Below are 13,805 nucleotides of genomic sequence, written 5' to 3'. Positions count from 1 at the left end.
TGTATATTTAGATGATTTTTAAGATACATGTATATAAGCGTAAAGGAGTGATTATATGTTATGGTCAATTATTGTTGGTGGTTTTATCGGGTTCCTAGCAGGTGCCATCACTAACAAAGGCGGTGCAATGGGCGTTATCGCTAAAGTTGTTGCTGGTTTAATTGGATCGTCCGTAGGTCAGTCCCTATTTGGTACCTGGGGTCCTAGCTTAGCAGGTATGTCCTTAATTCCATCTGTATTAGGTGCAGTCATTGTTGTTGCTGTAGTCTCATTTTTCTTCGGAAAAAGGGGATAGTAATCTACTTATAAAAGTAGGTCTAATATAGCTAAACGTGATTTTACATGAAAGGAGTCACTATTATGGCATTAGAAGAAAAACTCAACCAAGCTAAAGGTGCACTAAAAGAAAATGTTGGCAAATTAACTGGTGACAAAAAATTGGAATCAGAAGGTGCTGTAGAAAAAACAACTGCTAAAGTTAAAGACGTTGTAGAAGATGTTAAAGATGCTGTAGAAGGCGCACTTGACGGCTTGAAAAACTCTGTTGATAACGATAAAGAATAAACTCGTGTTTATTCAACAATCACATAAAGAAAATCTCATTAAGAGACAACAAAAAACCAGTAAATCGTTCGATTTACTGGTTTTTTATTGCTATTAATTTGTATTATACGTTGAAGCGGAAGTGTGTTACGTCGCCGTCTTTCATAACGTAATCTTTACCTTCTAGGCGAACAAGGCCTTTTTCTTTAGCCGCATTTTGGCTGCCGCAAGCTTGTAAGTCATCGAAGGATACGATTTCAGCGCGGATAAAGCCTTTTTCAATATCGGAGTGAATTTTACCAGCTGCTTGAGGTGCTTTTGTGCCGTTTACAATTGTCCATGCACGAGCTTCCATTTCACCAGCTGTGAAGTAGTTGATAAGACCTAAGAGTGCATAACTTGCCTTGATAAGCTTAGTTAAGCCAGATTCTTCAAGACCGAGATCTTCTAGGAAGGCAGCGGATTCTTCATCAGATAACTCAGCAATTTCGGATTCGATACGAGCGGATACAACAACGATGCCAGCACCTTCGTTCTTCGCGTATTCTTCTACGCGTTTTACGTGCTCGTTAGCGGAGTAATCAGATACTTCATCTTCAGAAATGTTAGCAACATAAAGAGATGGTTTTGCTGTAAGTAATGTCAACTCTTTAATCATTTCTAACTCTTCTTCGTTAAGACCTTGGGCACGAACTGGTTTTGCTTCACCGAGACCTTCGATAATGCGTTCTAGCAATGGTAACTCAGCGCGAGCATCTTTATCGCCGGATTTTGCAATTTTTTCAATGCGTTGTTTCCGTTTTTCTACGGATTCAAGGTCTGCAAGGCAGAGCTCGGTGTTGATGATTTCGATGTCTCGGATTGAATCGATAGAACCTGCAACGTGAGTGATATTAGGGTCATCGAAACAACGAATAACTTGTGCAATTGCATCTACTTGACGAATATGGCTAAGGAATTTGTTGCCTAAACCTTCGCCTTTAGATGCACCTTCAACGAGACCTGCAATATCTACAAATCGCATAGCAGCAGGGAGGATGCGTTTGGAACCGAACATTTCCGCTAATACAGCTAGACGACTGTCTGGAACATCAACAACACCTACGTTTGGCTCAATTGTACAGAATGGATAGTTGGCAGCCTCAGCGCCAGCTTTTGTAATAGCGTTGAATAATGTACTTTTACCAACATTTGGAAGGCCTACGATGCCTACTTCTAAATTTGTGCTCATGGTACCACCTTTATTAAAATTAATTTCGTTCTTTGTGAAAGCTTTCATTAGAAATATTGTTTCTTATAAAAGCCTTGTCAAACACATATTATATCATATTCTAATGGATATATACATTTCTATAGAATTGGTCTAGATTATTTATCAAGAAGTGCTATAATATTAGAGAGAAAGTTGAAGTTTATTATAAAAAATAATGATAAGTAGATGTATTTATATAATAAAAATATAAGTTTTTCTTATGATTTGTTTTATAGAAAATTTTGATGAGTAGATATGACTATGTCAGTGTGCAGGCGGACGTGTCATTTTGATTGAACGTAAACGTCATGTAACGCTACTAGGAAAGGAAGTTAAGTATGTTTTCTAAGTTATTTGATAGTTTTTTAGTTCACTATTTAGAACGTTTTAATGATCACTGCTTTAGTGTAAAAGTGGGTGACAATGAATATACCATTGGCGAAGGTACACCTGAGTTTACCATTCGTGTAAACCGCGATATCCCTAAGAAAGATTTGCTCGTTTCTGGTGAACTTGCACTTGGCGAAGCGTATATGCGTAAGGATATTGAAATAGAAGGCGATTTATTCAAAGCTCTTTGTGTTGTACTAGGTCATGTTAATAAGGATTCTATCAATAAAAAGGTACTTAGTTCTCTCTTTAATGTAGGTCTTAAAAAGAAAGATCAAAAACAACAAGTGTCTTCTCACTACGACCTTGGCAATGATTTTTATAGCTTATGGCTTGATAAGACGATGAGCTATTCTTGTGCGTACTTTAAACATGAAGATGATAGCTTAGAAGATGCACAATACCAAAAGGTTCATCATATTCTCGATAAATTATATTTAAAAGAAGGTATGACATTACTCGATATCGGTTGTGGTTGGGGATTCCTTTTAATTGAAGCAGCCCGTAAATATGGCGTTAAAGGCTATGGTTGTACATTGTCTGAAGAACAATGGAAGAAAGGCCAAGAACGGATTAAAGAATTCGGACTTGAAGGTCAAGTTGAAATCGAACTCATTGATTATCGTGATGTAGCGGCATCTGGTCGTACATTCGATCGTATCGTCAGCGTTGGTATGTTGGAACATGTAGGTCGTCCTAATTTCCCATTGTATATGGAGGATGCATCCACTATGTTAAATGATGGTGGTTTATTCTTGCTCCATTACATCAGTGATCCATCAGAAAAAGAATCTAGTGCATGGATTCGTAAATATATTTTCCCAGGTGGATGCTTACCGTCTCTTCGTGAAATTGTTTCTATTGCTTATGACTATGATTTTAATGTTATCGATGTTGAAAGCTTGCGCTTGCACTACTATAAAACATTGATGCATTGGTACAATAATTTCCAAGGTGTACGTGACCAAGTAGAAAAAGATCGCGGTACTGAATTTGTTCGTATGTGGGACTTATACCTCTGTGGTTGTGCAGCAGGTTTCTATATTGGCAATATGGATTTGCATCAAATCCTTATGACAAAAGATGTTAATAATGAATTGCCATTAACACGTTGGTATTAATAGATAGATTTTAATACGAAAAAAGGACCGTCTTAAGGCGGTCCTTTTTTCGTGTCATCATACGCTATTGTTAAATGTAAAAAGAGGATAACCGAAGTTATCCTCTTAATGTGCGTATAGAATTATAGAGAGTGAGCTCGCAATTCTTCAGCAGAATGTGTGGAAATCCAAGCTGGTGGAATATCGAATACTGTGTAGCAACCAGTGCCGCCGTGTTTAGCGAGACGGTAGATACCACGAGCGTATGCAACAAGTGCAGAACCTGTGAATTCAGGGTTAGAATCAAGTTTTAAAGAGTATTCAACAACATGACGAGTGCCGTCAGTGCTTTCACCAGAACGAAGAACGAAGCCACCATGTGGAATACCCTTGTGGTTGCGATCAAGTTCTTCTTGGGAAATAAAGTTGACTACAGTTTCGTAACCTACGAAGTAGTTTTCCATAGTTTTGATTTCGTTTTCAATTTTTGCTTTGTCTGCATCAGGAGCAGCTACTACATAGCATTCACGAAGGTGGCCTTTGTAGCCATCAACGTCTGGAGTTTCGCCGTTGCGAATTGCTTCAAGGTATTGTTCTTTAGGAACAGTGTATTGACGAGCATCAAGAACACCATCGATACGACGGATAGCATCGGAGTGACCTTGGGACACGCCGCGGCCCCAGAATGTGTAAGATTTGCCATGAGGCAAGATGCTTTCAGCGTAAACACGTTGTAAAGAGAACATGCCTGGGTCCCAACCGCAAGAAATCAATGTAGCAGTCTTAGCTTCTTTAGCTACTTTGTCTACATTAGCAAAATGCTCAGGGATACGTGCATGTGTATCGAAGGAATCGATACAGTTGAAGTATTTAGTTACCATTGGAGTTTGTTCGATAAGGTCTGTTGCAGAACCACCGCAAAGAACCATAACATCGATCTTACCTTTGAAGTTTGGTAGATCTTCCATAGTGTATGTAGGAACACCAGACACTGTTTCTAAGCCTTTACGACGAGAAAATACGCCTACGAGTTCCATATCTGGTTGCAATTTAACAGATGCTTCTACGCCACGGCCTAAGTTGCCATAGCCTACGATACCAATACGAATTTTGCTCATATTAGCCTCCTATATAATTATAAAATGTAGTGTAATAACTAATATACTTATTATAACATAGAAATTTCTCTTTTTATAATATTCTATAGAGTTATACAGCATATATTCTGTGGAGAGAATAATTCGTTTGTTATTGTTCATCATTATATCGATACATTGCGTATGGGAATATACATAAAAGAAAACATCATATGTGCAAAAATTGACACATATACCCCTACTATATATACAATGAATATATGCATATTATTGTGTATAGTTTGAGGAGGTTATGAGATGAGAAGAAAGATAAACCTTGCTGTTATTGCTGCTTTAATTATTACCGGTGCTAGTGCAGAGGCCATGGTGTCAGCCACTACAGTTGAAAGCCATACGGATGGAAAATCCATTGGGTTGAATTTGTGGGGTGAAAATAAACACTATACCGATGATTTGACCGTCAATGTATCTGGCCTTGGTGTAAATAGAAACAAATACCATAATAACGTTACCGGTATTTATGCTCTTGATGGATCTCAGGTTGCCATAGATAAAAATGTAAATGTAACGGTTGTAAATCCAGCACCTGCGGAAAGTGGAGAGAAGCGCAGACCAGACTTAGCACACTATTACATGAGTGGTATATATGCTGGTTATGGTGGGGTTACAAATGATGGTAATAATGATGATACCCGTATTACCGTACAAGGTAATGCCAAAGTAGATGCCATTGGCGTAGGTTTGCAAGCTAATAAGGATGGATACATTCGGATTCTAGGTGGGGCAGATGTAAAGACACATCCTTTAACGACATCTGATACATATTCTGCACTTTCAGAAGAAGGATTTGTCTATGTGAATACTGGCATGGATGGATTGAAAGCAGGTGCTAAGGACGTCAATATGTATGGCAATATTGGTTTTATCAATAAAAACTATGGTATTGATAAAAATCCACACAATCATGGATCAGAAATTTCATTGGGATTAACGACACCAAATTCTAAATTAGTGGGTGGTGTACTTAATGAATTTGATGAAAGTAACAATAATCCTCATCATGGCGGTTTGAGATTGTATTTACAAAATGGTGCTACATGGCGTAATGAATGGTTAGGAGCTGAACGTGAATACCCTACACAAGGCCGACCAGATACTGCAAATTATCTCTATACAGGTAGTAAGGTAGAGCATCTTATAGGTGGTGCCACAGAAGGTAGCCGCGGCATTATCCAAGCCGTAGATGCACGGCCTATTACGATTAATAATTATGCTGGTCATACAGCTATTGATTATGAAAAAGGTGCACCTGCTGCAGAAAACGGAAAGGGTGAAGTGGTTATCAACCATGCTGATCCTGGTTCTTCTGTTACATTGCGTAGCTCCGTAGATGCTTTGAAAGAACATGCTAATGCCGAGATTCCAGGATTAGCAGAAAATCAATTTGTGAAGAAAATAGTCTACACTGGATATACGAAGGGTGAGCGAAACCTTGGTGTTAATGTGCATTTAGAAACAGGTGTGATCAGCCCTACATTAAATGCTAAACTTAGCCCGGATGATTTTGATGCAGCTGGACGTGCTATGGTGTCTGATAAAACTGTATTATCCACTAGTGAAAGTGAAATTGTATCCGGTGCTAAGAGTGCATTAGCATCTTCTGTTATGCAAATGCGAGCTGATACCAATGATTTACAACGCCGCTTAGGTGATGTGCGTCTTAACTCCGATAATCAAGGCGTATGGGGCAAATATATTGGTGGTAAATCTAAAATTACAGACTCTGCCTATGTAAATCAAAATTATAATATGGCGCAAATTGGCTATGATACGAAACGAGGAAACTGGATTGTAGGTGGTGCCTTCTTGTATGGTACAAACAACAGTGATTATGCACTAGGTTCAGGTTCTGGTAAAACTGCGGGGCTAGCAATCTATGGGGCTAAACAATTTAATGATGGCCGTTACTTAGATATTATTGCTAAAGGCAATCGTTTGAAAAATGATTTTACCGTACATAACAGCTTAGGAACGTCGTTGAGTGGTGACTACCGTAATACGGGTGCATCTTTGAGCCTTGAATATGGTAAACGTATCAAAAGAAATAATGGTTTCTATATCGATCCTAGTGCTGAATTAATCTTTAGTCGCTTATCTGGTGAAAGCTTTGATGCTCGTACGAATACTGGTAGCACCGTTCATATTAATTCTGATGCGGTTAATTCCGCTATAGGCCGCTTAGGCATTGGCATCGGTAAGGAAGCTAAGAATAGTAATGTTTTCCTTAAAGCTGCATTGGCGCATGAATTCTCTGGCAAGATGAAAGCAACCTATAGCATGGCCGGCGAACCAACGACTAATAGCGTAGTAGATTTGAAGGATACTTGGCTTGATCTTGAACTCGGTGGTTCATGGAGTTTCCGTCCAAATACATATTTATATGGAACATTTACTAAAAACTTTGGTAGTACTGTTGATACATCCTATCGTGTAGATGCGGGTATTCGTCATAACTTTTAATTAGTATCTAGATTTAAAATAAAAACGGTTGTGAAACATTCGGAGAGAAGGTTTCACAACCGTTTTGTATTACATATTTTTAGTTATAAATGTATTAGAATTGTAAAGTTTTGATGCGTTCTACGGCACGGATTGTATTTTCGCGGCTGCCGAATGCAGTTAAACGAAGGTAACCTTCGCCATGTGGACCGAAACCAGAGCCTGGTGTAGACACGATTTGTACCTTTTCAAGAAGAAGATCGAATAATTCCCAGCTTGTCATGTTGCCTGGTGTTTTAAGCCAAATATATGGTGCATCAACGCCGCCGTAAACAGTAAGTCCAATAGATTCAAGACCTTCTTTGATAATGCGAGCATTTTCTTTATAGTACGCAATGTTAGCTTGCGTTTGTTCGCGCCCTTCTTTGGAGTATACTGCTTCAGCACCACGTTGAACGATATAAGGTACGCCGTTAAATTTAGTGCATTGACGACGGTTCCACATAGGATTCAAAGGTTGACGTTCGCCAGATTTAGTTTTGCCTGTTACCTCTTTTGGAACGACTGCGTAGGCACAACGTGTACCTGTAAAGCCAGCAGTTTTAGAGAAGGAACGGAATTCAATAGCTACTTCGCGTGCACCTTCGATTTCATAGATAGATTTAACAGTGTCTTCCGTGCTGATGAAAGCTTCATAAGCGGAGTCGAACATCAAAATCGCGTCGTTTTCTTTACACCATTTAATCCATTCGGCTAAGCGTGCACGGCTGAGTACTGTGCCTGTAGGATTGTTAGGGGAGCAAAGATATACGATGTCTACACGTTCAGCAGGAAATTCTGGAGAGAAATTATTTTCTGCAAATGTAGGAAGATATACAACCTTTTCGAACATACCATCAACAGCTTGACCTGTACGACCGCCCATAACGTTGGAATCAAGGTATACAGGGTATACAGGGTCGGTGATAGCGATGATATTATCTTCGCTGAATAATTCTTGGATATTACCAACGTCGGATTTTGCGCCGTCAGAAACGAATACTTCGTCCATACCTATTTCGATGCCATATGGTTTGTAATCGCCTTCGATAATTGCTTTACGAAGGAAATCATAACCTTGTTCCGGGCCATAACCGCGGAATGTTTCAGCTTTGCCCATTTCTTGAACAGCCTTAGTCATAGCATCTACGATAGCAGGTACTAAAGGCAATGTTACATCGCCGATACCAAGACGAATAATGTCAGCATCTGGATGAGCTGCTTGGTAATCCGCTACTTTTTTAGCAATGTTAGCAAATAAATAAGAACCTTGTAGGTTTAAATAGTTTTCATTAATATTAGCCATGATGACTCCTTTTATAATTAGAATTCTCTATATATAGTAAAATATATAAGGGATTGACGCAAGAGGTTTCTATAGAATGTCGAAGTTATTTTTGGGTCTAATTATTTTATAGTGTATTCCTATAGTAAATAATGTTTAATGGGGAAATTATTACTCGTTTTATGGCGTATAATGAAAGTATGAAATAGTTATAATTTCTTTATAACAGATAGGGCTCTTCATTATTTACTCATAAAATGTCTATTGATATAATGAATTTATATTTAAAAGCATTATTTGTATGTAGGAATTTTTTAGTAATTATGTGTAGTGTAGTAAATTATTATTATGGGGAGGGAAATGATAATGGTAGATAATAAGAAGTCAATTGATGAGCTCTTTCTTTGTATTAAGAGGAAGGATAAATTAAAGGAATTTAAAGAAGCCTTTGGTTTGAATAAGATTAATACAGAAGAATATTTATTAAAATTTGTAGCAAACTTTTATAAGGCTCCTATTGTAAATTACAAAGGTTATATAAACGGATCTAAGAATCTTTATAGTGAGATTATTGCGAAAACTCTTGTATCAGAGGATCTCGTTAAAGAATGGGATAAATTGAAACCTGTAAGACCTAATCATTTTGATACAGACCATACGCTTACTCAAAATGAGTTATCAATCACCAATCGAAAAGAAGAAATTTTAGCAAAATTATTATTCTATCAAGGTGAGGTTAAGGATTTAGGTTATATTTTTGATTACCAAACACCATTAAAAGCAGCTCGAAGCGACTCTTATGGAAAAATAGATTTATTAGGCTATAACACGGATGATAAATACTACTCTGTTATTGAATTGAAATATCGTCCATCTGGTAGTGATGAAACTTTACTACGATGTGTTTTAGAAGCTTATACATATTATAAATTACTTGATTTAGATCAGATCGTATCTACTGATAGTCATGAAGGTATAAGTGTTTTAAGAAATTTAAAGGGGTATAAGCATACCAAGAACGCTGAATTAGTTATTTTATTTGATGAGAAGGCTTGTACTGAAAACGATGGCGGATATAAAACAAATTTAATGTTACGCCTAAATCCGAAGGATATTGCTAACGCGGTTTATCCATCCAAAACAGTTGAAAGCCAACAACATAAAGAGTGCCAAGAGTTACTTACAACTGATAAACGTGATTCTTTGCGAATCTTGTGTGAAACAATCTTAAAGCAAGAGCCTCATTTAAAACAAATTCGTTTTGCTGTATTACGTGTGGAGACGGTCGATGAATCCCATAACATAGAGCGTTCATACCGAGCAGAAACATTGCTAACAATTTCTAGAAAAGGTTAAGTATGAATATAATTATCCATCGTGGCACTCATCAGATTGGCGGTAGTGCCATAGAAATTAGTACAGCATCTACCCGCATTATACTGGATTTTGGTAATGAATTAAGTTTAGATGAAAAGTACACACCTATAAATTTAGATATAGACGGTGTTACAAAAGGGATACTAGATTGTGATGGTATTGTGATTTCACATTATCATATGGATCACTTAGGACAACTAACCTCTGCATTACCAGAAATACCATTATATATGGGGGAACTGAGTAAGGAAGTGGCTATGATAGCTACTCAACATCAAGATAAAGATTTATATTTACGTTTGTTAGATGCAAATACATTTCGTGGAGGCGAAGCCTTCACTATAGGAAATATACATATTAGACCTTTGGTTATCGACCATAGTGCTGTGGATAGTTATATGTTTGTTATTGAAGCAGAAGGTAAACGTGTCTTATATACAGGTGATTTTAGAATGCATGGGGTACGAGGTCATGTATTAGAAAAGCTAATTAGGACGTATATAGGTGACGTTGATGTATTAATTACAGAAGGCACCTCATTATCTCGAAATGCTCATGATGGGATATCTGAAAGAGAAGTGCTAGACGATATTTCTTCATATATTCAAGATGGAAAATATGTCTTTGTTATGTGTTCCTCTACGAATATTGATCGTATTATGGGGATTTGGCATAATATGCCGACTGATAAGGTATTAATTTGTGACGCGTATCAGAAAAGAATATTAGATACGGTGATTGATAATGTGTACTATGATAGTTCATTGTATCGTAGACCTGATAGTCCACTAGTTCTTGATATGGGGGCATATCCTAAATATTATATGGATAATGGATTTGTTTCCTTAGTAAGAGGAACAGAAAATTATATTTCTCAAATTAAAAAATTCCCTAAAGATGATGTACGTATTATATATTCTATGTGGACAGGATATATTGAGGAAAATCTGGCGTTAAAAGATTTGCTAGATACGTATCCATCTTATATATGCCATGCAAGTGGTCATGTATGTAAGGCTGATTTAGTTAAGTTTATCGATATGGTCAATCCTGATGTTATTATTCCTGTTCATACTGATAGTCCTGAGAACTTAGAGAAAATAGCATCTCATAGGAGTATTTATGTAGTTGATGATAATGAGCCGTTTATTATATAGGACCCACTTGCTTTCATTTTACTTATAGGTTATAATAGTAGAGCTTATTAATGGTAAGCACTTCCTACCCCTATGTGTCGATAGGGGCATTAGTCCGAAAGAGGAGGTGATTTTGTATGAACAAATACGAAGTCATGGTTATTGTGAAACCAGCTGAAGAAGAAGCAACTAACGCTGTCATTGAAAAAGTGGAAGCTTTAATTGCTCGTGTAGGCGGCACAGTAGAAAAGGTAGATCGTTGGGGCAAGCGTCGTCTTGCTTACGCAGTGAAAAAATTCACTGACGGTTTCTACGTATTGGTTAATTTCGAAGCTGATCCAGCTGAAATTAAAGAAATCGACCGTGTGTTGAAAATCAACGATGATGTCTTAAGACACCTGATTGTTAAACACGATGCATAATTAAAGCCTGGAGGAGAAAAGATGAACTCTGTACAAATTCTAGGTAATTTAGCTCGTGATCCTGAAGTACGTTTTACTAAAACTGGTAGAGCAGTGGCAACTTTCACAGTAGCTGCTACTAATACTTATGTTGACTCTACGACCAATGAAACGAAAGAACAAACTGCTTTCATTAATTGTGTTGCATGGGGTAAACTTGGTGAAGCGGCAGGTAATCTTCGTAAAGGCAGTCGCTGCTTTGTAGAAGGTCGCTTGCAAACTCGTTCCTACGAGACTCAGGATGGTCAAAAACGTTACGTTACTGAAGTGGTAGCGAACTTCGTGGGCCAATCCCTTGATATGAATACTAATTCTTTCGATGGTGGGTCCAATTTTGATAGTTTCAGTACAGGCGGCGATGACGAACACATCCCGTTCTAGTGTCCGAGACTCCTACTAATTCGAAAAGGAGGATTCGCAATGAGAAGAGATAGAGGCAGAAAGCCAAGAAGAAAAGTATGCGTTTTCTGTGCAGACCATATCGATCAAATCGACTATAAAGATGTTGCAAAACTTCGTCGTTTCACGACTGAACGCGGCAAAATCTTACCTCGTCGTATTTCCGGTACTTGCGCAAAACATCAACGCAAATTGACTACATCTATCAAACGTGCACGTGCAATCGCTTTATTGCCATTCACTGCAGAATAATTGATGAATCAAGGCGGTATAACCATTTGGTTGTACCGCCTTTTTGCTACATAAAGAGCTGGTTCTGTATGGACTGGCTCTTTTTCTTAGATTGTGGTATGTTTTGCAGGAATACGGTGTTTCTATAGAACAAATTGTAGCTGATGTAAAAGCATTACTAAGTTAAAATCGCTACAGAATATAACTTATATAAATATTGTTTATGAATGAATTAAAAAGTAGTAGTCCTTGCTAATTAGCATAGAAACTACTACTTTTTGAATATATGAATATGAGTTATAAATAGTATTTATAAATAAAATATTTTATAGTTTTTTATCAATATGACTATAAATAATAGATGAAGTAGTATATAATAAAAATAGACTGACCCATTTGGATGTATGATACAGTTTTACTAATTTATAAATCTGTATTGGTTAGTATATGAACGTAAATGTGCTTTTGTTGGTGTGTAAAGGGAGATTTGGAAACATTGAAAAAGGTTTTAACTTTGGCCGTGGCTTTGGCTGTAGTCAGCAGTGGTTATCTGTGTGAGGTAAATGGTGCCGCAGAACCGATAACCAAAAAAGCGCCTTCCATCTCAGAATTTAATATATATGTGCCAAAAGAGCTCAATGAACGTCAAAAAGATCTTGTTGAAATCGGACGTTATACAGCTAGCGGAGATCTTGACTCCTTGAGAGAAACGATTATTTCTGCTATTGAACGTGGTACTTTGACACCTCAAGAGGTAAGTATTGCTATTCGTCAGTTGTACTCTGCAGCGGGTTTAAAGCAAATGAATGCGGCTCTTGCTACATTTGAGCAACTTCGTGAAGAACGCCCTGAGTTTGGTGTAGATTATGATAAACTTGTGCCAAAGCGAGTGGGCTTAAGTGCTCTACTAGGTAATGGCTCAAATAGTACAAATATGGCTGCCAAAATTAAAGCTGATGAAGCATCAACAGCTGTAAAATATAATACATTCCGTATTAAAAAGCCAAAACCACAAAATAGAAACAGATCACGTCTAGGTAAACTTGATCGTGAACTCGTAGCAGCAGCGGCATTAGGTACTCGTGTTGGTAAATCAAATGCGGTGTTTGCTACATCTAAGAAAAGTTTAACAGAGCTTGGTTTGAGCCCACAACAAATTGAATACTTAGAAAATATGCTTTCTAATTAATGATGAGCCCTTGTCTTTTCATAATGACAGGGGCTTTTTTATATTACTAATTGACGTAAAGTAAAGCATTTTTCTATAATAATAAGGATAGGTAACAATTAGTTATGTAATATAGTACTTTCAGAATAGATATATAAGGAGTAACGATGCGTCTTCGTAGAAAACCGTGGATTGATGAGGCTATCCACGAGTATGATTCACACATTATTTTATCTGGACAAGAGGCTTACAAAGGCAAATGGAGAGAGGCTTTTTCGCATCCAGAAAGACCATTATACATGGAACTAGGCACTGGTAAGGGACGATTCATTGCGGGCATGTCTGAAGCATATCCAGATGCAAATTTTGTTGGTTTTGAGGTTCAAATCGGTGTAATTTACTATGCAGCGCAAAAGATTTTCGAAGCTCAACGGGACAATGCAAAAGTATCTTTGTTTGATATTGCAGGAATTGAAGAAATTGTAGCCCCTGAAGAAGTAGATCGATTCTATATCAATTTCTGTGATCCATGGCCTAAGGCTAAGCATGCTAAGCGTCGCTTAACATATCATACATTCCTTGACCGCTATGCACGTTTGTTAAAAGATAATGGCGAAGTGCACTTTAAAACCGATAATGAAGACTTGTTTATGTTCTCTCTAGAGGAGTTCAAAAATTGTGGGTGGGAACTCAAGAATGTCACCTATGATTTACATAGTACAGATTTACCGAATGTAAAAACGGAATATGAAGAGAAATTTAGCGCAAAGGGACAACCTATTTTCCGATTAGAAGCAGTGAAACCGACTGTTACTAAGGAGGCATAAT

Annotated in this window: 14 protein-coding genes; 11 read left to right on the top strand and 3 right to left on the bottom strand. The window is 37.5% G+C overall.

Features of this window, described 5'->3' with window-relative positions:
* Positions 1–55 precede the first annotated feature (55 nt).
* The gene (locus O3598_RS04605) at positions 56–295 is read left to right on the top strand and encodes a GlsB/YeaQ/YmgE family stress response membrane protein (RefSeq protein ID WP_009661862.1); all 240 of its coding nucleotides are present in this window, start codon (positions 56–58) and stop codon (positions 293–295) included.
* A gap of 65 nt (positions 296–360) precedes the next feature.
* Positions 361–564: a CsbD family protein gene (locus tag O3598_RS04600; protein ID WP_005379485.1), complete on the top strand. Its 204-nt coding sequence runs from the start codon at positions 361–363 to the stop codon at positions 562–564.
* Positions 565–667: 103 nt separating this feature from the next.
* Here O3598_RS04600 and ychF read toward each other — a convergent pair whose 3' ends face one another.
* The gene (gene ychF, locus O3598_RS04595; protein ID WP_371451969.1) at positions 668–1,774 is read right to left on the bottom strand and encodes a redox-regulated ATPase YchF; all 1,107 of its coding nucleotides are present in this window, start codon (positions 1,772–1,774) and stop codon (positions 668–670) included.
* A 359-nt stretch (positions 1,775–2,133) separates the two neighbouring features.
* Between ychF and O3598_RS04590 the strand changes: the two genes are divergently transcribed.
* A complete protein-coding gene (locus tag O3598_RS04590; protein WP_316111417.1) occupies positions 2,134–3,306 on the top strand; it encodes a class I SAM-dependent methyltransferase in 1,173 nt (390 codons plus the stop codon).
* 122 nt (positions 3,307–3,428) lie between these two features.
* Here the strand turns inward: O3598_RS04590 and O3598_RS04585 are convergent, their stop codons facing one another.
* Complete coding sequence (locus O3598_RS04585; RefSeq protein ID WP_005379726.1) at positions 3,429–4,403, bottom strand: diaminopimelate dehydrogenase; 975 nt, start codon at positions 4,401–4,403, stop codon at positions 3,429–3,431.
* A gap of 276 nt (positions 4,404–4,679) precedes the next feature.
* Here O3598_RS04585 and O3598_RS04580 point away from each other — a divergent pair, with 276 nt between their 5' ends.
* Positions 4,680–6,902, top strand: coding sequence for an autotransporter outer membrane beta-barrel domain-containing protein (locus tag O3598_RS04580; RefSeq protein WP_371451966.1), 2,223 nt, complete (start codon positions 4,680–4,682; stop codon positions 6,900–6,902).
* 94 nt (positions 6,903–6,996) lie between these two features.
* Here the strand turns inward: O3598_RS04580 and O3598_RS04575 are convergent, their stop codons facing one another.
* Complete coding sequence (locus tag O3598_RS04575) at positions 6,997–8,226, bottom strand: LL-diaminopimelate aminotransferase (protein ID WP_287505424.1); 1,230 nt, start codon at positions 8,224–8,226, stop codon at positions 6,997–6,999.
* Between the two features lie 345 nt (positions 8,227–8,571).
* Here O3598_RS04575 and O3598_RS04570 point away from each other — a divergent pair, with 345 nt between their 5' ends.
* From O3598_RS04570 to trmB, 7 genes are all read left to right on the top strand, one after another.
* Positions 8,572–9,561 carry a hypothetical protein gene (locus O3598_RS04570; RefSeq protein WP_316065079.1) on the top strand — a complete coding sequence of 330 codons (990 nt, stop codon included), beginning with the start codon at positions 8,572–8,574 and terminating at the stop codon, positions 9,559–9,561.
* 2 nt (positions 9,562–9,563) lie between these two features.
* Positions 9,564–10,739, top strand: coding sequence for an MBL fold metallo-hydrolase (locus O3598_RS04565; protein ID WP_371451963.1), 1,176 nt, complete (start codon positions 9,564–9,566; stop codon positions 10,737–10,739).
* Between the two features lie 116 nt (positions 10,740–10,855).
* The gene (gene rpsF, locus O3598_RS04560; RefSeq protein WP_005377647.1) at positions 10,856–11,140 is read left to right on the top strand and encodes a 30S ribosomal protein S6; all 285 of its coding nucleotides are present in this window, start codon (positions 10,856–10,858) and stop codon (positions 11,138–11,140) included.
* A 21-nt stretch (positions 11,141–11,161) separates the two neighbouring features.
* Complete coding sequence (locus O3598_RS04555) at positions 11,162–11,560, top strand: single-stranded DNA-binding protein (RefSeq protein ID WP_005382135.1); 399 nt, start codon at positions 11,162–11,164, stop codon at positions 11,558–11,560.
* 39 nt (positions 11,561–11,599) lie between these two features.
* Positions 11,600–11,830, top strand: coding sequence for a 30S ribosomal protein S18 (rpsR, locus tag O3598_RS04550; protein WP_004693795.1), 231 nt, complete (start codon positions 11,600–11,602; stop codon positions 11,828–11,830).
* 475 nt (positions 11,831–12,305) lie between these two features.
* Positions 12,306–12,998: a hypothetical protein gene (locus O3598_RS04545; protein WP_009661654.1), complete on the top strand. Its 693-nt coding sequence runs from the start codon at positions 12,306–12,308 to the stop codon at positions 12,996–12,998.
* 146 nt (positions 12,999–13,144) lie between these two features.
* Positions 13,145–13,804 (top strand): tRNA (guanosine(46)-N7)-methyltransferase TrmB, encoded by a 660-nt coding sequence (trmB, locus tag O3598_RS04540; RefSeq protein ID WP_016475992.1) that lies wholly within the window; start codon positions 13,145–13,147, stop codon positions 13,802–13,804.
* Position 13,805: the final 1 nt, after the last annotated feature.

It is taken from the genome of Veillonella atypica (assembly GCF_041431435.1).
In the GTDB taxonomy this organism is placed as follows: domain Bacteria; phylum Bacillota; class Negativicutes; order Veillonellales; family Veillonellaceae; genus Veillonella; species Veillonella atypica.
This window is presented reverse-complemented; position numbering and strand designations above follow the sequence as displayed.